We start from the raw sequence: 24661 nt of genomic DNA on the forward strand, positions 1-24661 counted from the left end.
TCCGTAAGCTTACGCTTCCAGTGCCGCTGCTACCGGAGCGACATCAACTGGGTATACGCTCACTTTTTTGCGATCACGGCCCCAACGTTCGAACTTCACTACGCCATCCACCAATGCGAACAACGTATCATCTTTACCGATGCCTACGTTAGTGCCTGGGTGAATTTTTGTTCCGCGTTGACGAACCAAGATGTTACCGCCGGTTACTGCTTGACCGTCAGCACGTTTCACGCCAAGACGTTTGGAATGGGAATCCCGTCCGTTTTTTGTGGAACCTACACCTTTTTTCGATGCGAACAATTGAAGATTCAATTTCAACATGTTGTCAACCTCCTTCTTTAAATATTTACTTGCTCTATTTGAATATACTTTCCGTATGATTCTGCGATATCATTTAGCATCACGACCATGGATTCAAGCAGCAATTGTACTTTCGCGGAAGTATCGAAATCATCAATGGAACTTAATGTTCCACTTAGGAATCCGTTCTTCATGGACGTATCCATAGAGATTCCGGTCAAAGTTTCAATCGAATTGACGGTTCCAACCGTTACGGCCGATACTCCGGCACATACGATATCTTCGCCACGCTTTGCATAACCCGCGTGCCCTTTTACCTCAAAGCCAACGATAGTCCCTAGATCCGAAGATCGTGTAATCCGTACGTTAATCATTCACGCACCTTCTTACGCTTGAATCTTCTCGATAGTTACTTTCGTGTACGGTTGACGATGGCCTTGTTTCTTGTGGTAGTTCTTCTTAGGTTTGTATTTGTAAACTACAACCTTAGCGCCTTTACCATGTTTCTCGACTTTAGCTGTTACAGACGCGCCGCTTACGAGCGGAGCTCCTGCAGTCAGACCACCTTCGTTAGAAACAGCCAATACACGGTCAAAAGTTACACTTGCGCCGTCTTCAGCTTCCAACTTCTCAATGAACAAAACATCGCCCTCTTGGACTTTGTATTGTTTACCGCCAGTTTCGATAATTGCATACATTTTACTTGCACCTCCTCATGTCTCAGACTCGCCTAGTCTAGGTGGCAGATTCCCGTGGGAACTACACTTATGTACCCGATCGGAGCGGTTACAGCATGTGCAGGACCGAATAAATCAAACACATACTTGAAGATATTATCATACTTATCGCCTATCGTCAACTCAATCCATCCATTCTCCAACTTTCCCTGTCCCTCCACAGCACTGACAAAGGATAGGTGCGAAGCTGGCTGAATCATGTCGAGCCTTCTTCCGGGTCATCTCGAGGAGTCCAAGTCTTGTCCAACCGAGAACATGAGTTTTGGTTCGATCCTTGCAGATCACTTTCTCCAGCCGCTCGGTAACCATTTTACGGTGTATATCTTCTTCCATATCAATAAAATCAACAATAATGATTCCGCCAGTATCTCGTAAACGGATCAGACGACCAATCTCCTCTGCTGCAAGCAAATTAGTATTCGTCACCGTCTCTTCAAGCGATGCTCCTCCAATGTATTGCGCGGTGTTCACGTCAATAACGGTGAGTGCCTCCGTCTCATCCCAGATCATTGTTGCTCCGCCCTCCAGCGTGATCTTGCGGCTGAAGCTCTTGTGCAGCTGTTCCTGAACCCCATAAGCTGTAAAAATGGACTCCGTTCCATTATGCAAACTTACAGGCTTGTACCCATCAGGTGCCATGTCATCCAGAAATGCCTTGGCTTCTTTAACTGCAGCTGGAGAATCTATAATCAACTGATCACGCTGTGGATTAAAAGCATCTCTTATAAAGCGCTGAACAATACTAAGATCACGATGCAAAAGAGCTGGGGCTTCTGCAGTTTGTGCCCGACGTGTAATGTTATCCCATTGCGCACGTAAAAATGAAAGATCACCTTCCACCGCTTCATGCGGCTCATCCTGAGAGACGGTCCGCATAATAACCCCCTCTTCTTTCATTCGCAGACGTTCACCAATTCCTTTGAGCCGGCTACGTTCTGCATCGCGACTTATTTTTTTGGATACCCCAACATAATCGGCAAAGGGCATGTACACCATCCAGCGACCGGGCAATGTATAATGGGTCGTTACACGGGCACCTTTGCCGCCACTAGGCTCTTTTCTTACTTGTACAACAATATCCTGACCCGGCTGCAAAAGCGTCTCAATAGAAGGCTTCACATCCGGCTGTCTATCCAAATGAGGGTGCAATACATCATCAACATATAAAAAAGCATTCTTCTTCTGTCCAATGTCAACAAAAGCAGCCTGCATACCTGGAAGTACGTTAATCACACGGCCTTTATAATAACTTCCGACCAGCCCTTGCTGCTGATCGCGTTCAGCCGCGTACTCCACAAGCCTTCCGTTCTCCAGAAGAGCCATTCGGGTAATGTGCTGCGTGCAGTGAACGATCATCTGTTTCATGGCTTCACCTCTGGTTTCGTTCATTCATTCATCCCTTCTCACGCTCTGCATAAATACACTACATTCCGAAGTAGGTTGATATTAAGCGCTGTTCCGGCACAACAGCAACAACATTTCCTTCGCCGTTTAATACATAGATAAAATGATATTGATTACGTTTAAATAGACGCAATATAGCATCCAAAGGTTTCGCAGATAAGGCAACAATTGGACGAGCCACACTTCCTGTCCGCAAATGATACTCATAAACTGCCTCCCTATTCATCAAAAACGCAACGAATCGGTACGGTAAATTCCGATGATCCGTGAGATTTGAATACAATAAAAAAGCACCGATCATAACCATATTCAGCCTCAAGCCTCCACCTGATCCAAGAGGCAATAGCGCATAAACAATCACAAAAATGCTTGCAGCAACACTCACTCGTCCGCTCCATAGCAAAGTATAGTAATAAGGAAGAAATAAACTAACTGTAGCCTGTAGTACTTTGCCTCCGTCAAGTGGCAGAACAGGCAAGAGATTAAAGAGCGCAATAATGGCATTGGCATTTATAAAATAGATTAAAAATTCCTGATTACCATAACCTGCTTGCTGAAGCCCAAGAGCCATAACAATCATGATTCCATTTTGCAGCGGACCGGCAAGTGCAATGCCAATCTCACGACTAGCGGTGAGCCGCCCATGATCCTCAATAACCGCAACTCCGCCAAACGGAAGAAGCTGAACTGATTTGACTGTAACACCAACTAAAAGGGCAGCCACCACATGTCCTATTTCATGAATGAGAACGATCGTAAATAAAGTAATAAGCTCCAGAAATTGTCCTGTGAGTACAGAGAACAACATAATGATTACGAACAATGGATGTAGTGACAGATCAATCCCTAAGATCCTAATCAAACGATATCACTTCTGTAGGATCAATATAAGTCTTGTCTTTCATCACTGCAAAAAATAGCGTTGGAGCTGAGGAGCCCTCTTTCTCCAGCATCCACCCGAGTTCATCTCCACCCTGAATCCAGTCATCAATCTCCAGTTTAGTGCCATTTAAATGTCCGTATTCTGCTGTGATTCCTCCAGAATGTTGAACCGCAATTCGAATGCCACCGTCCAATTCTTTGGAGATGGAAAGAACGCGCCCCATGTCTATACTCTTCACCGTCACATTTAAGGTTGAATCGATTTGAGGCATAATTTCTACACCTTTTAGCGTGGAAGCAAAGGGCTCTACAATGCTTCCAGCTACCGGAGCACTAAGCTCATGTTGAGCTGCTGCCTTTTGAGCAGGTTCGTCTTTGTCACCGAATATCGGTATGAACGCCGGTGCACCGTTAAAATTCTCCTCATACCAGACCCGCACTGCTGTGAAATCCATGTCATTACTCAAAGCATCACTAATAAAGGCTTGGACTTTATAGGACCATTGCTGGTGAACTGCAAAAACTCCCCACACCGCTCCAAACACAAGCACACTGGCTATAACCCGTCGAATAAAACCAGAAGAAAATTTAGAACCTCCTCCTCCTGGTTCCTCCCAGCCCCCCCGTCTCTCTTTCCACATCACTTCCGGATCAGGCTCTATAGATGATTGCTCCTCATTCTTCTTAAACCCCGTACCCCACTCCTTGAAGCTCGTACTCTTTTCAGGCATAACGAATAACGGAGGCACCTCTGCTGTTTCTATATTTGGGATTTCCTCCAGCAAACTACGAATACGCTCCTTGCGGCGATTCTTGATATCTGATTTGAGATCCATGTTTATCCCTCCGGACGGGCTTGTTTTACTTCCATTTTATGAAGCACGGAAGTCTCTTTAGAACAAGCCCGCCCAAGGTGGAGCACTTAAATGCCACTAAATAAATAAATCCCACCCATAGATTTCTCTAGTGGTGGGACCGTTAATGCTTCTATAGTAAGATTGCTTCGTGCAGAATTAAGCCATACCGAAAAATTTCTTGAACTTCTTAAATGCTCCCGGTTTCCGATCAAGCTGCATTAGCGGCACAGCATCACCTAAAATTCGACGTGCAATATTGCGGTAGGCAATAGCTGCTGACGAATCGGGATTCATAACTGTAGGCTCTCCACTATTTGCGGCCTTAATGACCAGTTCATCATCCGGAACAATTCCGATAAGATCAATATTCAACACCTGTAAAATATCCTCAATATCAAGCATATCCCCAGACTTTACAAGACCTGGGCGAATACGATTTACCACCAGCTTTGGCGATTCCACATGTGACTGTTCAAGCAGTCCGATAATACGATCCGCATCCCGCACAGCAGCATGCTCTGGTGTGGTAACCACGATCGCTTTATCCGCACCGGCAATCGCATTGCGGAAGCCATGTTCAATCCCTGCCGGACAATCAATCAAAATATATTCGTATTCCTTCTTCAGTTCGAGAATGATATCTTTTACTTGTTCAGGAGTGACGGACGTTTTATCCTTCGTTTGAGCTGCAGGCAACATATACAACTCATCAAAGCGTTTGTCTTTAACGAGTGCTTGATTTAGGCGACAACGACCCTCCGCTACATCCACAAGATCATAAATAATACGATTCTCAAGCCCCATTACTACATCCAGATTACGCAGTCCAATGTCGGTATCGACGAGACATACTTTTTTACCCTGCAGTGCAAGTGCGGTTCCAATATTGGCTGTTGTGGTTGTTTTGCCAACTCCGCCTTTGCCCGAGGTTACGACTATCGCTTCTCCCATGGAGGCTACACCCCTTTAAACACATTTAAATCCTGACGTACTTTGACTAAATTATGAATTTTATCGATTTGCATAGCTCCGTTCGTTAAATATGCAAACTCCATACTGCTTTCTCGGGTTTCCCACTCATCGGGAGGACGACTGATAATATCAGCAATTCGCAGTTGTGTTGGAGACATTAATGAAGCAGCGATAATCGCCTCTTCATTTCCATCTACTCCAGCATGCGCCATACCTCTAAGTGATCCTAGAATATAGATATCGCCTGAACAGGTAATGGTTCCTCCTGGGTTCACATCTCCCAGATATAAAAGATTTCCATCATGGTGCAGCACCTGACCGGAACGAAGAATCCCGCTCATTAGAAACAAAGCATCATTATCCTCACTGCCGGGCACTGGAAGCGCCTCTATGGAACGAATCAGTAGATTTCCCTGTCCCTTCAGAATCTCCAGCACAGCTTCCTTATCTTCCTCAGTTACGGGACGATTGCCCAGCTTAATATCTACATGGACAATCGGTCCAGTCAAAATATTTTGATGGCTGTGCTCCAGCTTATAGCGAAGCTCGCTCAGAAGATCTTCGAAGGGACACTTGTCGTCTAGCAGGAATATCAGGCCATCCTTGATGCCCTTAATCCTTACATGCTTGGATTTTACTGTCATATGCCTGGCCCCCTATCCTCATTCATTCGTGCCGGGCCCCTTAAATTCCTGCTTTATAAAGAAAGAAAATAGAAGCTTCTTTATGCCGCTTCTTCCGTACTCTTCTCTTTCTTGATCAGCTCAAGCTGGCGTCGTAACGGTATGTAGAGGATCAAAGCAACAGCAAAATGAAAGAGCATCGTTGGCAGCATATGATTCAAAATCGCCCAGCTATAAGGCTCCTGATTGAGATTGAATACACTATAAATACCAAATAACACACTATCCTCTAGCAAGCTTCCGAGCAGAATCACAGTCATCATAAGAGGCAGTGGAGCACGCGGAATCTGAAACAGAAGGCCGATTAAATAAGCCGACAGACCCATCGCAAAAGAATGTGCTCCTAGAATTCTGCCATAGAAAACGACATCATGTAATATTCCAAAAGTTAGACCCAGTATAAGCGCTGTATGACGATGATGATATACAGCCACAAACAATAGTACAACGAACACTAGATTCGGAATAATTCGCATCTGCCAAACATCTGGAATCAGCCAAGGCAGAATGGTTCCCTCCAGAATAAACAAGAGGAACAGTAACAGAACAAGAACAGATCTGCGCATATTCACTATTCAGCACGCTCCTCCGTAAAAACAACAATCAGCTGCTTCCAGTCTTGAAATTCTGCTGAAGGCTTAATCACTGCTGTGGAGGTTAATCCAAATTCACCAACCTCAACACTTTCAACGGTACCGATGGTCAATCCTCGCGGATACAATCCCCCAATACCGGATGAAACGATAACATCCTTTGGTGCAATAGGATCACCTGGTGGGATCTTGTTCATCAATAACTTGTTTGTCTTCGGATCATAGCTTTCAATCATACCAAAGGTTTTGCCCTCTTTGGTAATAGCGGTTGCCGCAATTGGCGGCTGAGAATTAGGGTCATTTGTATCCATCATGGTCATCAGCTTCACAGTAGAAGTGAAATTACTGACTTGACTAATAACGCCCACCAAACCATCAACAGAAATCACGGACATATTCGGTCTAACGCCATCTTTGGCGCCTAAATCGATTACAATCGTACTGTTGCTTGGTTCTGTAGTTTGACTAATTACCTGCGCAATATGATATTCATATTTATACAATTTCTTCTGTTCCTCAGTGAAATTCCAATTTTTCTCCAACTCGTCATTCCGTGCCTTGATGAAATTATACTGGGCTTTATCACGTGCATATTGGGCGGCTAGAATCTTCAGCTGCTCATTTTCCTTAGAAAGATCTTTCAGATTTCCGATATCTTCAAACAAGCCCGCTACATATCCAGCGGGCTTGTAGAACATTTTTTGCACGAAACCAGTAGTATCTCTAAGAAAGTTCTCCGGCCAGGACAAGGAACTCCTTGATGCCAAGCTGAAGCCCATCACCACAATGAACAGCACCAGTGTAATCAACAGAATAAACAGACGTTTATTGCTTAAGAGTTTAAACAGTTTCAACACCCTCTAACAACAGTATTTCTCCCATAACAGGGGTTGACGTACACAAGTGGCAATACATAGGCTTATCTCTTAGAGCGAAGACTGGAACTGCTGCGACTCTTGAACAAATGGATATTATCAAGCGCCTTTCCTGTTCCAATAGCTACACAATCCAGAGGGTTCTCAGCGACAATAACTGGCATTCCAGTTTCACGCGCAAGCAGTTTATCCAAGTTACGAAGCAAGGCGCCTCCACCCGTCAAGACAATCCCGCGATCCATAATATCTGCTGCGAGTTCCGGTGGACATTTTTCCAAAGTTACTTTAACAGCTTCAATAATAGAACTCACTGTATCGGACAATGCTTCACAGATCTCATCAGAAGTAATTGTAAGCGTCTTTGGCAGGCCTGTAACGAGATCGCGTCCGCGAATTTCCATAGTCTCAGCTTTCTCAAGTGGCAAGGCAGAACCTACATCCATTTTAAGCTGTTCCGAAGTACGTTCACCAATCATCAGATTGTACTGACGTTTGATGTACTGAATGATAGACTCATCCGCTTCATCACCCGCAACACGTACGGAACGACTAGTGACAATACCGCCGAGTGAAATTACAGCAACTTCAGTTGTACCACCGCCGATATCAACAACCATGCTTCCTGTTGGCTCCCATACCGGTAGATCTGCACCAATCGCTGCAGCAAAAGGTTCCTCAATAATGTAAGCTTCGCGAGCACCAGCTTGTCTAGTAGCATCTTCTACGGCACGTTGCTCTACAGCAGTAATGCCGGATGGTACGCAGACCATTACATTAGGGTGACGTTGGAACATAGAACGTTGTTTCTGTGCTTGACGAATAAAATATTTTATCATCGTAGCCGTTGTGTCAAAATCAGCGATAACGCCATCCTTCATCGGACGGATCGCACGGATGTTTCCCGGTGTACGGCCGATCATTTTTTTAGCGGATTCACCCACGGCTTCAATCGTCTTAGTGTCAGTGTTAATGGCTACAACGGAAGGCTCTCTTACAACGATCCCCTTACCGCGTACATAGACAAGCGTATTCGCTGTCCCCAAGTCAATTCCTAAATCTTTCGTAAAACTACCCAACATGCTAATTCTCCTTTTCCTAAGTAAATCTTCACATTTATATTACATGTGTCCTTTTTCTTTCAAGCTTACAAAGCTGCTATCCCCGATAATTAGATGATCTAACACGTCAATCCCGATAATCTCGCCTGCCTGAAGCAGTCTTGAGGTCAAGGAGATATCCTCCGGACTAGGCGTTGGATCACCACTAGGATGATTATGTGCGCATATGATAGAGGCACTACTACATTTTATAGCTGCTCGGAATACCTCACGAGGATGAACAATCGAAGCGTTAAGACTGCCCATAGACAACGTTTCTTGTCCAATCACGTGATTCTTCGTGTTCAGAAACAAGCATACAAAATGCTCCTTCTGCAAATAACGCAACTGCTCGGTCAGAATCTCCGCAGCGTCCTCAGGACAACGGATAATGACCGACATGTTAAACCTGGAGTTCGCAAGGCGCCTTCCAAGTTCAATGCCTGCTTTTAGTTGCACGGCCTTGGCAGGGCCGATACCTTTGATTTCGGTCAGTTCTTCGATGCTAAGATCAACTAGCCCACGCAGGCCACCGATTTTCCCCAGCATCTGCTGTGCAATATGAATAGCCGATTCACGGCGTGTTCCCGTACGCAGCAGAATGGCTAACAACTCCGCTTGACTTAATGATTCCGCCCCATAATGCATCATGCGCTCTCTTGGTCGTTCTTCATGGGGGAGGTCCCGCAGCATTACTGATTGCGACTCCATCCCTATCCCTCTTTCCCAAGCTTCCTACCGGTTCAATACAGTTATACCGAACTCGGACAGCATTTCGCCAAGAAGCGACAGCGGCAATCCGACAACATTGAAATAACAGCCTTCAATTCGTTCCACCAAAGTGGAGCCAAGCCCTTGTATCGCATAAGAGCCAGCCTTATCAGCGGGCTCTCCCGTAGCTATATAAGCAATAATTTCATTCTCCGTCATTGCTCTCATCGTTACGGAAGTAACACGGTGCTCCACTATAGTCTTTCCATGCGGAAGTCCAATACAGGCTACACCCGTGTATACCTTATGATTCCGGCCCTGAAGTCTGGTAAGCATCGATTTACTGTCCAGCTCGTCCACCGGTTTGCCTAGCACAGTGTTATCTAGTACAACAATCGTATCACTACCAATAATTACTGCGTTACGCTCTCCTGCTGCAGCCACTACAGCCTCTGCTTTTCGCAGAGCCAAACTCCGCACGATTTGCTCCGGCGTAAAGTCCGGTGGTGTGCTTTCGTCAGCTTCGCTGGTAATGACCTCAAAAGGCAAGCCCAGTAATGACAAAAGCTCTCGTCGACGCGGTGAACCTGAGGCTAAAATAATGTGTTGTAAGTTGTCCACGTTGTAAACGTCCCTTCTTGATCAGTAACAAGAGTTACAGTCTTCGGTACAGCCATACAGCTGTAATAATACCAACGAGACTTAGCATGCACAATTTCAAATGAATAGTGATGTCATAGGTTATGATGTCCAAATCAGCTCGCGGAGACCACTTAAGCACAGTCGATGTTGTTAGAAAAGAAAGAGCCTTTACCGGCTGCAGCAGCTTGGCGATCCAGGCTCCAGCCAGCCAGCCAAGAATTAGAAATAACAGCAGTGTTCCTACATTTTTCTTCTTCATCTCAGTCTTCCCTCGCCATTTTTTGACACCCTAATTATTATACGGTGAAATTGTGATCAATACAAACGTAAAATCCCTTACGGTAATGTTTACCACCATTTGCACTAAAAGTTGCGGAGCGATACCATCCTCCGTATCAATTATAGTTTAAGTTATATAGGGATAATTTCCTCTTTCTCGCCAAAACAGCAAGCCACCACATCTGGAGGCTTGCTGTCTTTAAAGTCAACATTCTATCAGTTAATTCATTGCAGTTAGCAGCTGTTTCTGGCTGGTCAAAAAACTCAACATCGATTCTTGCACTTCCCAAAGTAGGCCCTGAGCCTTGTTCTTGTTATATTCACTCCATGCTGATATCCCTTGGCTCATTGATTTCTCTAACGCTGCGCAAATGCTTTTGGCTTCAGGAGATACGCCTTGTTCCAGCACTTTTACTGCTTCACTCCATTGCAGGTGGAGATCACTCATAGCGGGGGTATTTGCTGTCATACTAGTTTGGCCAGCGCTTAATAAAGAAGCAGATTGACTGCTTAGTTCACTGAGCAGCTGCCCGCTCACGGAGAAATAGTTCTTCACTTCCTCTGCATTACCGGTATAGACAAGCTGTTCTGCCCCGGGAAGTGCCACCTCTCTCACATACAGCTCAATACCCTGATTCTTTAGCCCGCTGCTAAGTAGCTTGGCCTGTTCACGGTCGGATGACATTCCAGCATACACGCGATTGCCGTCGGCAGGATCCATACCTGCGGCCAAACCTGCGGTTAACAGCTCCTGGCGAGCCTGTTCGGCGCCTGCGGGCGTACTGAATACTCCGTACTGCAGCAGATAATAGCTTTGCGTAGCTACTTGAACTGGAATGGTGTTCTTCCCGGCATTCTCAGTCCCCTTAACTGGCAAACCTGATGTGCCAACACCAGCCGAATCTTTAGCTCCACTAGACTGCTCTGAAGTAGCAGCCATATCTGCTATTCCATTTCCAGAGCTACTGTCCATATTCCCTCCGTAAAAAAAAGAAAGTGCAGCATAACCAAGCAGCACCCCTGTACCGATGGCTCCCGTAACAGAAAGAGCTAACTTCCACCAATATGAAGGACGCCGAGTATGATAGGAGCCTCCGAAATTGCCAGTGGATACATTTTCTAATTTATCTCTGCTATCCGAAACCATATCTGACAGAAGATACGATTGCTGTGTATATCTAAAATCCTTATCCTGTTCGTCCCATTCTTCCTGACGTGGATCTACAGTACCCGAGTAATAGTCATAGGAATCTTCCGGTGGTTCCTCACGTGTAGAACGAAAATCGGGCTCATAAAGCCATGTTTGCTGTGCTGGACCTACCTCTTGACGTTGTCCCTCAGCATACTCTTCTGCTGTGCCCAGTCCGCCATTTGACCAGCGCTCCACCACTTTAGGCTTGGGTTTAGGCTCGTCCTTGTTCACGTCAAATCGGAATGTCATTCTTCCGTTATTCAACAGTTACACCTCACCTCAATTAATCTATAAGGAAATATATGATAGACAATAGAGAGATATGCTATTTTTATGTCATAAGAATTATGAAAGATTATGCAGATTCAGTTTACATTACATGTACCTTTTATATACTATATAAAAAGAGCTAAAGGTGTACACTATACTAGGTAAACTAGAAATGATGCTTTAGTTCACTACTGATTAGGAGGGCTTCTTCTGAAACAAAAAATTCAAGCAGCTATTGTAGGCTACGGAAATTTAGGAAAAGGTGTACGTAAGGCTATCAACCAAAGTGAAGATATCGAGCTAGTTGCGATCTTTACGCGCAGAGAACCTGGACAACTGGAAGCCGGAGAAGCCGGTGTGAAGTTCGAGCACATCTCTGCCGTCGAACAATATAAGGGAAAAGTGGATGTTATGATTCTATGCGGAGGATCGGCTACCGATCTGCCAGAACAAACGCCAGCCATTGCCCGGATGTTTAATACCGTGGACAGCTTTGATACTCATGCCAAAATCCCCGAGTTCTACGAGACCGTTGACGCCGCAGCTAAACAAGGTGGAACACTCAGCGTAATTTCTACTGGCTGGGATCCAGGCTTATTCTCAATGAATCGTCTGCTCGCTGAAGCTATTCTTCCGCAAGGTAAAGAATATACCTTCTGGGGCAAAGGCGTTAGCCAAGGCCACTCCGATGCGATTCGCAGAGTAGAGGGCGTTAAAGGTGGCGTACAATATACGGTTCCAGTACAAGAGGTTATTGATGCCATTCGCGCTGGCGAAACACCAGAGCTTAGCACTCGCCAGAAGCACATCAGAGAGTGTTTTGTAGTGGCTGAGGCAGGTGCAGATCAAGAACGCATTCGTGAAGAGATCGTGAATATGCCGAACTATTTTGCAGATTATGATACTACGGTTACTTTCATCACTGAAGAAGAATTGGCAGCTCAGCATAGCGGAATTCCGCACGGCGGGTTTGTTATTCGCAGTGGTGTAACAGGGGAAGGTACGAAACAGATTGTTGAATTCGGCCTGAAGCTGGAAAGCAATCCAGAGTTTACGGCTAGTGTGCTTGTGGCTTATGCCAGAGCCGCTCAGCGTATGAGTCAAGAAGGACAGAGCGGAGCGCGTACAGTATTTGATATTCCACTCGGAATGTTATCTCCGAAATCACCGGAAGAACTGCGTCGTAACCTGTTGTAAAATCATACAAGAATGAAATAACCCGCGTAGGACCCTAAAACGTCCTCGCGGGTTTTATTTACAGCAGACACAGCCTTATCGAGCGTACCTTTTATACAAGACTAAGAATCTTATTCTTCACATAACTCACTTCATAATCCTTCAACAATGTGCGATGCGCCCGATCAGCAATAATCGTTGCCATCTCGGGATTCTTTAACAGCGTTATTACACTAGCAACAACATCAACTGAGGTATTAGCAAGCAAAATATTACGGTTATGCTCACAGTTCAATCGCTCGCATACTGTAGAACTAGTAACCACCGGCGTTTTGAGTGCCCATGATTCCAGAATGTTTCTGGAGACTTCAGAGCCTTCAAGGATAGGCACTAGAACCGCTTTAGCACGACGTATATAATCAGCAGACGGTTTCAAAGGTCCTGTGATAATAACCGATACATCATCTTTTACAAGCGTCAACACTTCCGTATGAACCTCATGACTGGTGATGTAACACTTGATATCAGGCACTTGTTCTTTAATCAAAGGATAGCTTTTCTTAAAGAAGCTTTGAGCAGCCTTAATTCCCTGTCTGGTGTTCATATTCCAGTGCAGAACCATTGAATTTTCTTTTGCAACAGGCTCAGTAAAAGCGTCGTATTCATTCATTTTTATGAAATGAGGAACAACATGAACCTTACGAGCATCCGCAAAGGATAGAGATTTGAATGAAAGGGCATCCCATTCCGAGGTTGCTAAGAGTACACCCGTTTTATTCATTAGTCTCCGCTTATTCCGCCGAACCAAAGCCTCATTTAGTTTAAAATAAGGATTACTGCTGCTCGGCTTCCCGATTTCTTTTCCAACGGCAAGCCTACTCTCAAAACGATACGTATCTGTAATAACACTTGCTTCAGGAAGCAGATTACGAACCATATCAATGCAATTTCCAAGCAAGCTATGCGATATAAATACATGTTTATAATTATTCGATCTACAAAGTTCCATGATGGTACTCTTCATATCTTTATCCACATAACTCCGATTAGTGAAATTCCGTAATATATGTAAGGGACGCAGCATGGATCTCCATGAGGTAATGCACCCGTTAATGTAATGAACCGTTAGTGCAGTTCCATCATTTGTAGACATATCCTTGTTCGTACTGGCATACGTTAGTAAATCAATATCAAATTTCCCCAGCAAAATCTCGAGAATACTCCCTGTTCTCATTTCTCCTTCTAGATCCTCTGCACTTTGATTCTGAGCTGAAAGGAACAGCATTCTTTCCCGCATGACTCTGACTCCTTGTATTCTTGTATTAATCCTCTCTACTTATCACTGCAACTTTAGATGCAGTTCAATAGTAACTCATTTCACATAAAATTTTTGTCGATTTATAGGGAAACATTAAATTTTTCATGTATTTTCATTCCTCATTCTGAATTCATTGCGATAATCCTTTATAAATCGCAATTTTTTTTGATAATTGAATCTAAAAAGCTCTTTTTCCAGTTATACATGAACATGAAGTTTCCACACAAAAAAATCTACTTTCGTTAGGTATTATGAACTATCTCCTATGCAAACAAAAAAGTGCCTTCCTCGTCTAATGACGAAAGGACGACACTTCTATATTTTCGTAGCTTCTAACAACGCAATTCCGACCCTTTTTCTTAGCCTGATACAATGCATTATCACAAAGTTTGTAGAGATTGTTCAGAGAAAGACGTTCGCCCGATTCTATCGTGATGACTCCAATACTTATCGTGTAGTGCAGCGGTACGCCATGAATCATTGAACCTATAATAGCTGTGCGCATTCCTTCAGCAATAACATCACTACTCTTCTCATCGGCTCTGTGCAGGAGCACTGCGAACTCTTCTCCCCCAAATCTTCCGATCAGATCACCATGGCCAAGCTGATGCTCTATTTTAGACGCCAGATCAGTTAGTACTTGGTCACCTGTATTATGGCCGTAATTATCATTTATGCTCTTAAAGTGATCCACATCCAGCAGTAAAAAAGAATAGGGCAGCTTCTTCATCGCTGAAGCAGCTATTAAAGGCCGAGCACGTAGCACAAACGACCTGCGATTCAAAATCCCTGTCAACTCATCATAAGTTGCTACCCGCTCCATTTCTGCAAAGGAATCCTCTCTATAAAGCAGCATAATTCCAGCGGTTCCTAGGAACATATACAAATAAATCCCGAGATAAAAAAACAAATAAAGAAATTGTGAAACTTGTGTATTGATTCCTAACACGGAATATAGCGGTTCCAAAGCCCTACCCGCCAATGATAAGATAACGATACAATATAGCAGTCCCATTATTATTTGTAGCGAAGTCTCCATGACCTTCAGACATAGAATATAAGCAGGATAGGCTATAATTAGGACTCCAGCCAGACAAGCGACTGGAATAACGAGTGGATCCTCTGGCATCAACAAATACATAAGCACCACAACGACAATCGATGCTCCGAATAATATAGAATAATATCTCTCAACCTTGCTCCCGAATACTCTGAGAAGCATTAGAAGCGCCAAGCTTTCGAGCGTTCCTCCAGCCAAAGCAAGTAGTGCTATGATCGGTAGACTAAGTGGAGTATCTATAAAATCCTTCAGCAATAAGAGGATCAAGGCTGCTAGTTGCAAATATTTTGCTGTGATAAACAATGAAGAAGTCTGTTCCTGCGCATAACGCAAACGATACACCACGATAAGCAGCACCGTGAACGATTGCCACAAAAAGAGACACACCAGCAATGTCTGGAGATCCAGATGCATATGAGTGAAGTTCACCTCCCCTAGTATTCCTGACTCTCAGTATACATACCGGTATCTGATGACTCTATTTCTTCCCTCTTGTTTGGCCTGATATAATGCCTTGTCGCTTAGCTTGTACAACTTATTTATCGAGATCTCCTGATCTGGCATGATCGTAATTACACCTATACTAACTGTGTACCCCTGTTGAACCTTATTAGTGGAAGTATTCATTATCGCCTCGCGAAGCACTTCAGCTTTCTGGTCGCAGCTTTCCTCATCTACCCCACAGAGTATGATTGCGAATTCCTCGCCCCCCAGTCTGCCAAACAAATCGCCATTTCCGAGATTATCTTTAATCGTCGATGCGAATTCTTCCAGTACAATGTCACCGGTATCATGACCATAAGTATCGTTGACCCTTTTAAAATAATCCAAATCCAATAGCAAAAATGAGAAGTAGGCCTGCAATCGAACTGCCTTTTCAAGCTTTATCTCCGCTTCCTGAAGAAATGCTCCACGGTTTAGTATCCCCGTCAAATCATCATAACTGGCTATTCTTTTTAGTTTGACGAAGGAATGCTCATTTGAGAGTAGAATAAAACCGGCAGCCCCTACGATAAATAATAAATACATCCCCAGATAATACAAATATTGTGTAAGATTTGTTGAGAACACATTCATCTCGGGCTCCCAAATCAATGCAACAAGCGCCCTCATCAGCATAATCGCTGCAAATACATAAAATAATACGCCTAATATTTTTTGAAGAGGGGTAGCCTGTTTATTTACAGTTAGATGATAAGCCGGATAAACTATAAATAGTATAGACCAAAGTGAAGTACAAGCGATGCGCAAGTTGGAATGATTAAAAAATAATGAGACGATACTAAAACTAATTGTGCTCAATACCGAAAGGATGATGTAATATCGCTTAATTCTTGGCCCCAGAACTCCCATCATCAGCAGTAACGCTGTAATTTCTAGACAGCACCCTCCAAGGATCAGAGCATTGCTAAGCGGAATGGACAACGCATGAGGGAGGTAATCCCACAATAAAATCGAACACCAAAAGAGTAGCTGTACCTCCTTTGATCGGATGAACAAGGTGGAAGCTGTATCTTTAACAGCGGTACTTCGATAATTGGTTATAAGCAACAATATAAATAAATTTCCGAAAATAAACAAATAAATCAGTGTTCTAATTTCAAGCAGGGAGCTCATACGTCACCACCTATGCGAAAATATCCCCACAAAGTGAGGCTTTGCTTCGATGCGTACTCAGGTACTTTGTGGGGACCCCAAATATACGTTAAAAAATTGATCCTCTTCTGACAGCACTATAGCACTTTATAACTATATCAGTAAATACGTTAACAATACCAAAAAACACTTCCCCCTAAGCTCCCTTCAGATAAACAAATAGATGATCTGAACGAAATTTGGGGGAAGTGCTATTGAATAGAGGATATAAATATCCTCGAATTGGCCTCGATTTGTAACCTTAATGCTTCTTCTTCAACCCGTCTGCCAGTGCGTATCCGACCTTCCAGATATCGCCTGCGCCCATCGTAATCACCAGATCACCTGGAGCAATACGAGGTGTCAGATCAGCAAGCACATCTTCTTTGGTTGGTAGATGTCTCGCGCCCGCATTACTGTTCTTAACGATAAGCTCAACAAGCTTCGCAGAAGTAACACCTTCGATTTGTTTCTCACCAGCCGGAGAGTAAATATCGGTGATGATGACTTCGTCGGCTTCGCTAAAGGCACGGCTGAAAGCATCTAACAGGAAGAAGGTACGTGTATAGCGCTGAGGCTGGAATACCGCAATAATCCGTTTTCCTGTAGCCTTGGCAGCACTGATCGTTGCCTGAATCTCGGTAGGGTGATGCGCATAATCATCGATGACCAGAATATCATCGACTTCTCCGAGCACTTGAAAACGGCGCTTCGCACCATGGAATTTCACAATCGCTTCAGCGATTTTCTCGAAAGAAATCCCTGATTTCAAACAAGCGATTACCGCTGCCATTGAATTATAAAGATTGTACTGTCCGGGAACTGAAAGTTCAATACGTCCAAGCACTTCTCCATTATGATTCATCGTGTACGACACTTGACGATCGCCCAGAATGATATCAGTGGCAATATAATCGGCAGTGTTCGACTTGATACCGTAGGTAATCACCTTACCTGTTACTTCAGGTAAAAGAGAAATCACATTCTCGTCATCAGCGCATACTATAGCAGTTCCATCTTCGCGCGTTTGGTTCATAAACTGCACGTATGCAGCCTTAAGACGGTTAAAATCCCCATCGTAATTTTCCAAGTGATCCGCTTCAACATTCGTAACGATCCCAAGCCAAGGGTGATAGTGCAGGAAAGAGCCATCACTCTCATCCGCTTCCGCTACTACAAACTCACCTTGTCCCGCCTTTGCATTCGTACCCACGTTCATAATCTCTCCACCGATAATGTACGTTGGATCAACGTCGCACTCTTCCATCACAAGTGCGATCATGGAGGAGGTGGTAGTTTTTCCGTGTGCTCCAGCAACGGCTACCCCTTTACGTTCATTCAATAAACGGGCTAACATTTGTGACCGGTGCAGAATTGGAATCTTCAGACGCTCAGCTTCCACCCATTCCACATTATCACTAGACAACGCCGTAGAGTATACGACTAGATCTGCACCTTTTACTTGTTCCGCTGTATGCCCGATATAAATCTTGGCACCTTTGGCAATCAATTTATCCGTTAATTCTTGGGCAGCCACATCGGAGCCCGTAACTGTATATCCCATTTCCAGCATTACCCGGGCAATCGCGCTCATTCCGTAGCCGCCGATCCCTATAAAATGCACACGTTCAGTAGTATCCAACAGTCGTCACCAGCCTTTTTCAGTATCGGGTTGCTGCAAAAGTGTACCGCGTACGTCAGAGATTAAATACAGCGTACCAGATACGACGGCAAGGTCATCCTCCGCTGTAATCGACTTCAGTAGCTGCAGCGCTTTTCCCCAATTATGTTCTACTATGATTGCCAAGTTTTCCTTGGCATATTTCTCCCGCAGACTTTCTGCGATAACTTGCAGATTCTCCGCGTCCATTTTGTTCTGGAAATCCGGTTCGGTCAGGATGAGCGTATCCACTATAGGCAGTATATGCTTAAAGTAGGATTCATGATGCTTATTTGACAGCATTCCCATAAGTAAATTTAATTTACCGTATTGATAGAGCTGAGGCAGACTTTTTGCAAGACTCTCCGCACCTTCCGGATTATGTGCACCGTCCAGCACAATCCTTGGAGACGTACTTACCTCTTCCAGCCTTCCAGCCCAGAATGCATGGCGTAAACCTTCAAGCACATCTTCATCCTCAAGCATAAAGGCTATATACTGACGCAGAACCTCAAGTACCATCATGGCAGCTGCCGCATTGCTAATCTGGTGCTCGCCTTTCATCACAATCCCAAGCTCAAGCGAACGAAAGGGACCGTTAAAATGAAAAGTCTGCACACCCTCACGGATTTCATTAGCTTCATAACTAAAATCTTCTCCGGCAAGATAAAGAGTAGAGCGGCAAGCCGCTGCTTTTTCTTTCAGAACCGCCACGACTTCCGGCTGAGTTACGCAGCTAACAACAGGAACGCCTGTCTTGATAATTCCGGCTTTCTCCATGGCTATCTTCTCTAGCGTATCTCCCAAAATATCCATGTGATCATGACCGACATTAGTAATCACAGAAACAATCGGAGTCACGATATTCGTTACATCCAGCCTTCCCCCAAGCCCGGTCTCCCATACGACAACATCAGGATAAGAGACGCCCGCAAAAAATAGAATAGCCACAGCTGTAGTTACCTCGAACATCGTAGGTGAGCCAAACTCCGTTTCCGAAATTTCTTGGACTAGTGGACGCAATTGGTTAACCAGCTCGACAAGCGTTTCTTCAGAGATGTCCGTATTATTATATTGGAACCGGTTCGTGAACTTTGTAATATACGGAGACGTAAAGGTGCCTACTGAATAGCCGCTTTGTATAAGTGCACTAGTCAAAAAAGCACAAGTTGAACCTTTGCCGTTCGTACCTGCCACATGAATAAATTTCAAACGACGGTGCGGATTTCCTAGCTTGTCCATCAACATCTGAATTCTATCTAAACCAGGTCGAATCCCAAAAGGGATTAAGCTCTTGATCCAATCAACCGCTTCGGTATATGTCGCAAGAGGGGCGGTTCTTCCGCCCCGATTTAGGTCATCCATGTCTCTTATCCTCTCAGCTCTGCGATGCGGGCAAGTACTTTTTCACGTTTAGCAGAATAATCTGCCTGCTTCGCCCGTTCCTCTTCGATAACTTTAGCGGGAGCTTTAGCAACGAAGCCTTGATTGCTCAGCTTTTTCTCCACACGTTCTACTTCGCCGTTCAGCGTCTGTACTTCTTTTTCCAGACGAGCGATTTCTTGTTCAATATCAATGAGTCCCGACAATGGCAGAAGCAGTTCTGCTCCTGTTACTACAGCGGACATTACCTTATCCGGTGTTTCTGGATTCAGGCCAGCCTCGAAGGAAGACGTATTACAGAAGCGTCCAATGTAGTTGTCGTTACGGGTGATAATGCTCAGCGTCTCTTCATTACCCGCTTTGATGATCAATTCAACCTTCTTGCTCATCGGCACATTCACTTCAGCCCGGATATTACGAACGGCCCGGATTACATCCATCAGCAGGTTCATTTCCGCTACCGCTTGCGGGTTCTCCAGAGCAGCATCATACTCCGGCCATGCAGCCAGGGTAATTGTCTCCCCTTCATGCGGAAGGTGCTGCCAGATTTCTTCCGAAATAAACGGCATAAACGGATGAATCAGGCGCATTGTGCGGTCTAGTACATAGGCAAGTACAGACTGTGTCTTCGCTTTGGCCGCAGCGTCTGATCCGTAAAGTGATAGCTTCGCGAACTCAATATACCAGTCACATAGATCGTCCCAAATGAAGTTGTACAGCTGGCGACCGGTCTCACCGAACTCGTACGAGTCAATTAGACGCGTAATCTCACGAGAAGTTTCGTTCAGACGGTGCAAAATCCAACGATCAGCAGTACTTAGCTCACCCGAAATGTCAATATTCTCAAAGCTTACGCCTTCCAAATTCATCAACGCGAAGCGTGATGCATTCCAGATCTTATTGGCGAAATTGCGCGCCTGCTCAACCTTTTCCCAACGGAAGCGTAGATCCTGTCCAGCTGTACTTCCGGTAGAAATCATATAACGCATTGCATCTGCGCCATACTTCTCGATTACTTCAAGGGGATCTACGCCATTTCCGAGTGATTTGGACATTTTTTGACCTTCGGAATCCCGTACCAAACCATGCATCAATACATCTGAGAAAGGTTTTTCTCCGGTAAATTCAAGAGCTGAGAAGATCATCCGCGCTACCCAGAAGTAAATAATATCGTAGCCTGTTACGAGCACATCATTCGGATAGTAGCGTTTGAAATCTGCACTGTTCTCATCTGGCCATCCTAGTGTGGCGAAAGGCCACAGATTAGAGCTAAACCAGGTATCCAGTACATCTTCATCCTGTTTCAAGTCGGTTAGACCGCTGATCCGGCGTGCTTCTTCCTCGTCATTTGCCACAACCAATTCACCAGTAGACTCGGAATACCATGCTGGAATACGATGTCCCCACCACAGCTGACGGGAAATACACCAATCACGTACGTTCTCAATCCAGTTCAGGTAAGTTCTCTCGAAACGGTCCGGTACAAAGTTAACCCCGTTCCCATCCTTCTGTGCATTGATGGCAGCTTCAGCGAGTGGCTGCATCTTCACGAACCATTGTGTGGACAAGTAGGGTTCAACAACGGCTCCAGAGCGTTCACTGTGGCCAACTTGATGCACATGATCTTCGATATTGATCAGCACACCTTGCTCCTTCAGGTCAGCAGTAATGGCCTTACGACATACACTCCGGTCTTGACCTTGGTAAGGTCCTGCTTCTTCATTCATCGTACCGCTCTCATCCATTACGTTAATCTGCGGTAAGTTGTGACGTTGACCCATCTCGAAGTCATTCGGATCATGAGCTGGTGTAATCTTAACCGCACCACTACCAAACTCTTTGTCTACATAATCATCAGCGATAATCGGAATCTCACGGCCAATAATCGGCAGGATCAACGTTTTGCCAATCAGATCTTTGTAACGATCGTCTTCCGGATGAACAGCAACCGCTGTATCACCCAGCATCGTCTCCGGACGTGTGGTCGCTACTGTAATAAATCCGCTACCGTCTTTGAGCGGGTAACGCAGGTGATACAAGTGACCATTAACTTCTTTATATTCAACCTCGATATCCGACAATGCTGTACGAGCCGCCGGGTCCCAGTTGATAATGCGTTTGCCGCGGTAGATCAAGCCTTTATTATAGAGCTTAACGAATACCTCGCGTACAGCTTTCGACAACCCTTCATCCAGGGTAAAACGTTCGCGGGAATAGTCAAGGGAAAGCCCCATCTTAGCCCACTGCTCATGAATGGTGTTCGCATATTTATCTTTCCACTCCCACACCTGCTCCAGGAACTTCTCGCGGCCGAGATCATGTCTTGAAATTCCTTGCTCACGCAGCTTTTGTTCTACCTTAGTCTGCGTTGCGATACCGGCATGATCCGTACCTGGTAGCCACAACGTGTCGAAGCCCTGCATCCGTTTCGTACGAATCAGGATATCCTGAAGCGTAAAATCAAGCGCATGGCCAATGTGCAGCATTCCCGTTACGTTTGGTGGCGGGATTACAATGCTGTATGCTTTTGCATCCGGACGCCCGCCTGCACGGAAATATCCACCCTCTGTCCAGTAGGAATACCACTTGGTTTCTGCCGATTTCGGATCATACGTGGTTGGCATTTCATTCTTAGAATCATTTGCAGCAGCAGCATCTGCCGCTGTTAGATTGTTTTGGTCAGCCATTCTCTGATACCTCCACTTGGTTACTTGTAGTTGGTTTCTAAAAAACAAAAAGACCCCTCGTCTCAAAGGACGAAAGGCCATTCTTTCGCGGTACCACCTTTGTTTCGCGCCAATGAAAAATAAACCTACACTTCTCTCACCTTACGGTTGAGAAGCTTAGCGCGACACTCGTACAGATAACGGCTGCTACCGGCCACATCCTAACTTATCTTTCATATCCATGAAGACAAGCTCAGAAGGGCGACTCCGGGGCGACTTCGGTGGCTGTATCCTACGGAATGTCACAGCACTTGCATTCCGCTCTCTGAAGGGCTGACCGCCTACTCTTCCCGTTCCCAGTCTTTACTTAGATATTGCTTACTCCATAATACATTTTGAGTCTTCCCTAGTCAACCTGAATAGGCTTCTACAGCGGGACTTTAAGCGGAATTTCGACTTATAGCGTGCATATGTCGAATTTTCATTCGATTCATCACACTGCATTGATTAGATCCCCCGCATTCTAACGTTCTCCGGTCACACAAGAATAAACGCCCTCGACGTCCTTTTACGGACGGTAAGCGTTTATTTGAGAAATATAAGGTTAATGTATAACGTGAAACTTATATATTCTTATATTTGACAAAAATCCCGATCCACTATCAGATCGGGATTCAACTATTCCTGTGAGTACGCATTGTAATTCAATTACGGAATGTACAACACTTGCCCTTCTTCTACACTCTGCCCAGACAATCGATTATACATTCCCAGCTCCCGCGCACTTAGCTGATACTTCTCTGCGATTGTATCCAGCGTTTCTTCACGCTGCACGATGCAAAGGCGAACCTTACGGAATAGGTTAGCGCCATCTGCTCCAGTAATGAATCTGCTCTTCCACTCCGTATTATTTCCAGCCTCTGGAATGATCGCTGCAGCCGATACATTTCCTTCAGACAGGAGAGCCTCTTGTTCTTTACGAGAACGACTAGAACTGAGTAATGAAGAGAAGGTGAGATGTTCTTTGACTGGAGCCTCAGCATCTTTCTTGCTTCCTAGCGCAATCTTAAGATCTTGCTTCTCCTCTGACTGTGGCACAGTCTCTTGAGAAACAAAAACTTCATTCGTATTCTCGTGGATCGGCTGAGCATTCTCTTCTTGTGCATGAAGTTCATTATTGGCCTCGTTTTCCGAAGCGAATACGGCAATATCTTGATCCGCATCAGCATTAGCTGCTGGAACAGCGGTTTCTCTTGAAGCAAAAGTATATTCGGCTTCTTGCTCCTGATCCGCTTGACTCGCCTGGCTAACTTGATTCAGCTGAGTGGCCTCAGCTTCATTCTGTGACTCAGCTTTAAACCAGTAATCCGCTATTCCTGCTTTGGAATCCTCTGTTTGCGAATCCAGACTATGCGTCCGAGCTTTCGCTCCCTTGTCCTTCTCATGAGCGGATGAGAAATTCACTATAGGGGACGAATGACCAGCTCCACTCGAGACCAGTGGAGCCTCTGATGCGTCTGCATTAGCTTCAGCATGCTCATGATCTTCCACGGCAACCTCCGATGCATCCTCACCAAAGGTCCACTGTGAATTTTCATAAAGTGCATCCGTTTCGTGTTCTTGGTTCTCTGCAGATGCTTCGATTACCCTGTCATCACTAAGAGGGGAATAGGCAACTGTGTACTCTTCCTGCTGCCAGGCCGGTTGTGGTTGAGGCTCCGCACCACCGATTCCCCGCAGTGATAATACGCCTGTTATATTCACTGTACGCATCGTGAGCAGATCAATATCAAAATTCTCGATCTCCACCCCGATATCTTCAATCGAGCTGACGCGTGTAAGCGGAACAGTGATTTCAACGGGAATGGCATGCTCCAGACGTTGTGTTCGGTCATCTTCACTCCGATAGAGTCCGGTAAGCAACAGCTGACCATATAACTCGGCACGATCCTCCCGCTGAGTCACCTGGATTTCCGGAAGTAGTTCAACCTCCTCCAGCTCAGCTATTCCCGGAAGCTCTTCCGATAGGTGAATGCGTTCATAAATATCAAACCGCAAGCCGTGGGACTGATCAAACACGGGATATGTCCTCCTTCTTGGCATAATCTAACCCTGAGACAGGCCCAGAGCATAAGCCCAAAATGTTACTCCCCACATGTATATGCTTCAAACAGAAAGGCATGACAACTTTGGTAGCACTAATCGGACAGGATGCTATTAATTTCATAAATTCAGGGACTATTCGAACCTATTTGCCGGCCAATAGAAT

24 protein-coding genes and 2 other annotated features are annotated in these 24661 nt (G+C 45.0%); of the genes, 1 reads left to right on the forward strand and 23 read right to left on the reverse strand.

What is annotated here, in order from left to right; all coding sequences use genetic code 11:
- Positions 1 to 9 precede the first annotated feature (9 nt).
- The 16 genes from rpmA to L1028_RS20820 form a co-directional block, all read right to left on the reverse strand.
- Positions 10 to 321 carry a 50S ribosomal protein L27 gene (gene rpmA, locus L1028_RS20745; RefSeq protein WP_042130564.1) on the reverse strand — a complete coding sequence of 104 codons (312 nt, stop codon included), beginning with the start codon at positions 319 to 321 and terminating at the stop codon, positions 10 to 12.
- A gap of 17 nt (positions 322 to 338) precedes the next feature.
- A complete protein-coding gene (locus L1028_RS20750) occupies positions 339 to 674 on the reverse strand; it encodes a ribosomal-processing cysteine protease Prp (RefSeq protein ID WP_234539137.1) in 336 nt (111 codons plus the stop codon).
- Between the two features lie 12 nt (positions 675 to 686).
- Positions 687 to 998 (reverse strand): 50S ribosomal protein L21, encoded by a 312-nt coding sequence (gene rplU / locus L1028_RS20755; protein ID WP_060621873.1) that lies wholly within the window; start codon positions 996 to 998, stop codon positions 687 to 689.
- A gap of 14 nt (positions 999 to 1012) precedes the next feature.
- Positions 1013 to 1098 (reverse strand) — a sequence feature (ribosomal protein L21 leader region).
- A complete protein-coding gene (locus tag L1028_RS20760; protein WP_234539139.1) occupies positions 1031 to 1180 on the reverse strand; it encodes a hypothetical protein in 150 nt (49 codons plus the stop codon). Its footprint overlaps the feature before it by 68 nt.
- Complete coding sequence (locus L1028_RS20765; RefSeq protein WP_234539229.1) at positions 1161 to 2402, reverse strand: Rne/Rng family ribonuclease; 1242 nt, start codon at positions 2400 to 2402, stop codon at positions 1161 to 1163. Before L1028_RS20765 ends, L1028_RS20760 begins: the two co-directional genes overlap by 20 nt.
- A 58-nt stretch (positions 2403 to 2460) precedes the next feature.
- On the reverse strand, positions 2461 to 3303 hold the full coding sequence (locus L1028_RS20770) for a M50 family metallopeptidase (RefSeq protein WP_234539142.1): 843 nt from the start codon (positions 3301 to 3303) through the stop codon (positions 2461 to 2463).
- Positions 3296 to 4159 carry a M23 family metallopeptidase gene (locus L1028_RS20775; RefSeq protein WP_234539144.1) on the reverse strand — a complete coding sequence of 288 codons (864 nt, stop codon included), beginning with the start codon at positions 4157 to 4159 and terminating at the stop codon, positions 3296 to 3298. The genes L1028_RS20770 and L1028_RS20775 overlap by 8 nt, the downstream gene beginning before the upstream one ends.
- 177 nt (positions 4160 to 4336) lie before the next feature.
- Positions 4337 to 5131: a septum site-determining protein MinD gene (gene minD, locus L1028_RS20780; RefSeq protein WP_042130573.1), complete on the reverse strand. Its 795-nt coding sequence runs from the start codon at positions 5129 to 5131 to the stop codon at positions 4337 to 4339.
- Between the two features lie 5 nt (positions 5132 to 5136).
- Positions 5137 to 5796, reverse strand: coding sequence for a septum site-determining protein MinC (gene minC, locus L1028_RS20785; protein WP_042191171.1), 660 nt, complete (start codon positions 5794 to 5796; stop codon positions 5137 to 5139).
- 80 nt (positions 5797 to 5876) lie between these two features.
- Entirely contained in the window at positions 5877 to 6407 is a 531-nt protein-coding gene (gene mreD / locus L1028_RS20790) for a rod shape-determining protein MreD (RefSeq protein ID WP_234539145.1), read from the reverse strand.
- Positions 6407 to 7285: a rod shape-determining protein MreC gene (gene mreC, locus L1028_RS20795; protein WP_234539147.1), complete on the reverse strand. Its 879-nt coding sequence runs from the start codon at positions 7283 to 7285 to the stop codon at positions 6407 to 6409. The genes mreD and mreC overlap by 1 nt, the downstream gene beginning before the upstream one ends.
- Positions 7286 to 7347: 62 nt before the next feature.
- Complete coding sequence (locus L1028_RS20800) at positions 7348 to 8382, reverse strand: rod shape-determining protein (RefSeq protein WP_042191174.1); 1035 nt, start codon at positions 8380 to 8382, stop codon at positions 7348 to 7350.
- A 39-nt stretch (positions 8383 to 8421) separates the two neighbouring features.
- Positions 8422 to 9111, reverse strand: a complete 690-nt coding sequence (radC, locus tag L1028_RS20805; RefSeq protein ID WP_234539150.1) for a RadC family protein — start codon at positions 9109 to 9111, stop codon at positions 8422 to 8424.
- A 24-nt stretch (positions 9112 to 9135) separates the two neighbouring features.
- Positions 9136 to 9732: a Maf family protein gene (locus L1028_RS20810; RefSeq protein ID WP_234539152.1), complete on the reverse strand. Its 597-nt coding sequence runs from the start codon at positions 9730 to 9732 to the stop codon at positions 9136 to 9138.
- Between the two features lie 34 nt (positions 9733 to 9766).
- Complete coding sequence (locus L1028_RS20815) at positions 9767 to 10012, reverse strand: DUF4321 domain-containing protein (protein ID WP_042191180.1); 246 nt, start codon at positions 10010 to 10012, stop codon at positions 9767 to 9769.
- Positions 10013 to 10252: 240 nt separating this feature from the next.
- On the reverse strand, positions 10253 to 11488 hold the full coding sequence (locus tag L1028_RS20820; RefSeq protein ID WP_234539154.1) for an SPOR domain-containing protein: 1236 nt from the start codon (positions 11486 to 11488) through the stop codon (positions 10253 to 10255).
- Positions 11489 to 11704: 216 nt separating this feature from the next.
- Between L1028_RS20820 and L1028_RS20825 the strand changes: the two genes are divergently transcribed.
- On the forward strand, positions 11705 to 12691 hold the full coding sequence (locus L1028_RS20825; RefSeq protein ID WP_234539232.1) for a diaminopimelate dehydrogenase: 987 nt from the start codon (positions 11705 to 11707) through the stop codon (positions 12689 to 12691).
- A gap of 91 nt (positions 12692 to 12782) precedes the next feature.
- On the opposite strand, the gene L1028_RS20830 is transcribed toward L1028_RS20825, so the two are convergent.
- The 7 genes from L1028_RS20830 to L1028_RS20860 form a co-directional block, all read right to left on the reverse strand.
- A complete protein-coding gene (locus tag L1028_RS20830; protein ID WP_234539156.1) occupies positions 12783 to 13967 on the reverse strand; it encodes a glycosyltransferase in 1185 nt (394 codons plus the stop codon).
- A 313-nt stretch (positions 13968 to 14280) separates the two neighbouring features.
- On the reverse strand, positions 14281 to 15462 hold the full coding sequence (locus L1028_RS20835) for a GGDEF domain-containing protein (protein ID WP_234539158.1): 1182 nt from the start codon (positions 15460 to 15462) through the stop codon (positions 14281 to 14283).
- A 36-nt stretch (positions 15463 to 15498) separates the two neighbouring features.
- On the reverse strand, positions 15499 to 16665 hold the full coding sequence (locus L1028_RS20840; protein ID WP_234539160.1) for a GGDEF domain-containing protein: 1167 nt from the start codon (positions 16663 to 16665) through the stop codon (positions 15499 to 15501).
- A 280-nt stretch (positions 16666 to 16945) separates the two neighbouring features.
- Complete coding sequence (gene murC / locus L1028_RS20845; RefSeq protein WP_234539162.1) at positions 16946 to 18325, reverse strand: UDP-N-acetylmuramate--L-alanine ligase; 1380 nt, start codon at positions 18323 to 18325, stop codon at positions 16946 to 16948.
- A gap of 6 nt (positions 18326 to 18331) precedes the next feature.
- Positions 18332 to 19708: a bifunctional folylpolyglutamate synthase/dihydrofolate synthase gene (locus L1028_RS20850; RefSeq protein ID WP_234539164.1), complete on the reverse strand. Its 1377-nt coding sequence runs from the start codon at positions 19706 to 19708 to the stop codon at positions 18332 to 18334.
- A gap of 5 nt (positions 19709 to 19713) precedes the next feature.
- A complete protein-coding gene (locus tag L1028_RS20855) occupies positions 19714 to 22413 on the reverse strand; it encodes a valine--tRNA ligase (protein WP_234539166.1) in 2700 nt (899 codons plus the stop codon).
- A gap of 62 nt (positions 22414 to 22475) precedes the next feature.
- Positions 22476 to 22759, reverse strand: a binding site (T-box leader).
- 341 nt (positions 22760 to 23100) lie between these two features.
- Positions 23101 to 24471, reverse strand: coding sequence for a LysM peptidoglycan-binding domain-containing protein (locus tag L1028_RS20860; protein ID WP_234539168.1), 1371 nt, complete (start codon positions 24469 to 24471; stop codon positions 23101 to 23103).
- Positions 24472 to 24661 lie beyond the last annotated feature (190 nt).

Origin of the sequence: Paenibacillus pseudetheri (assembly GCF_924513355.1) — a bacterium.
Taxonomy (GTDB): domain Bacteria; phylum Bacillota; class Bacilli; order Paenibacillales; family Paenibacillaceae; genus Paenibacillus_AQ; species Paenibacillus_AQ pseudetheri.

What these genes read in the sequence shown, in the direction of transcription:
- L1028_RS20840 (WP_234539160.1), bottom strand. Translation starts at nt 16,665, where the DNA reads ATGAGCTCCCTGCTTGAAATTAGAACACTGATTTATTTGTTTATTTTC.
- L1028_RS20855 (WP_234539166.1), bottom strand. Translation starts at nt 22,413, where the DNA reads ATGGCTGACCAAAACAATCTAACAGCGGCAGATGCTGCTGCTGCAAAT.
- L1028_RS20815 (WP_042191180.1), bottom strand. Translation starts at nt 10,012, where the DNA reads ATGAAGAAGAAAAATGTAGGAACACTGCTGTTATTTCTAATTCTTGGC.
- rpmA (WP_042130564.1), bottom strand. Translation starts at nt 321, where the DNA reads ATGTTGAAATTGAATCTTCAATTGTTCGCATCGAAAAAAGGTGTAGGT.
- L1028_RS20800 (WP_042191174.1), bottom strand. Translation starts at nt 8,382, where the DNA reads ATGTTGGGTAGTTTTACGAAAGATTTAGGAATTGACTTGGGGACAGCG.
- L1028_RS20850 (WP_234539164.1), bottom strand. Translation starts at nt 19,708, where the DNA reads ATGGATGACCTAAATCGGGGCGGAAGAACCGCCCCTCTTGCGACATAT.
- minD (WP_042130573.1), bottom strand. Translation starts at nt 5,131, where the DNA reads ATGGGAGAAGCGATAGTCGTAACCTCGGGCAAAGGCGGAGTTGGCAAA.
- L1028_RS20750 (WP_234539137.1), bottom strand. Translation starts at nt 674, where the DNA reads ATGATTAACGTACGGATTACACGATCTTCGGATCTAGGGACTATCGTT.
- rplU (WP_060621873.1), bottom strand. Translation starts at nt 998, where the DNA reads ATGTATGCAATTATCGAAACTGGCGGTAAACAATACAAAGTCCAAGAG.
- L1028_RS20765 (WP_234539229.1), bottom strand. Translation starts at nt 2,402, where the DNA reads ATGAAACAGATGATCGTTCACTGCACGCAGCACATTACCCGAATGGCT.
- minC (WP_042191171.1), bottom strand. Translation starts at nt 5,796, where the DNA reads ATGACAGTAAAATCCAAGCATGTAAGGATTAAGGGCATCAAGGATGGC.
- L1028_RS20775 (WP_234539144.1), bottom strand. Translation starts at nt 4,159, where the DNA reads ATGGATCTCAAATCAGATATCAAGAATCGCCGCAAGGAGCGTATTCGT.
- L1028_RS20830 (WP_234539156.1), bottom strand. Translation starts at nt 13,967, where the DNA reads ATGCGGGAAAGAATGCTGTTCCTTTCAGCTCAGAATCAAAGTGCAGAG.
- L1028_RS20835 (WP_234539158.1), bottom strand. Translation starts at nt 15,462, where the DNA reads ATGCATCTGGATCTCCAGACATTGCTGGTGTGTCTCTTTTTGTGGCAA.
- radC (WP_234539150.1), bottom strand. Translation starts at nt 9,111, where the DNA reads ATGGAGTCGCAATCAGTAATGCTGCGGGACCTCCCCCATGAAGAACGA.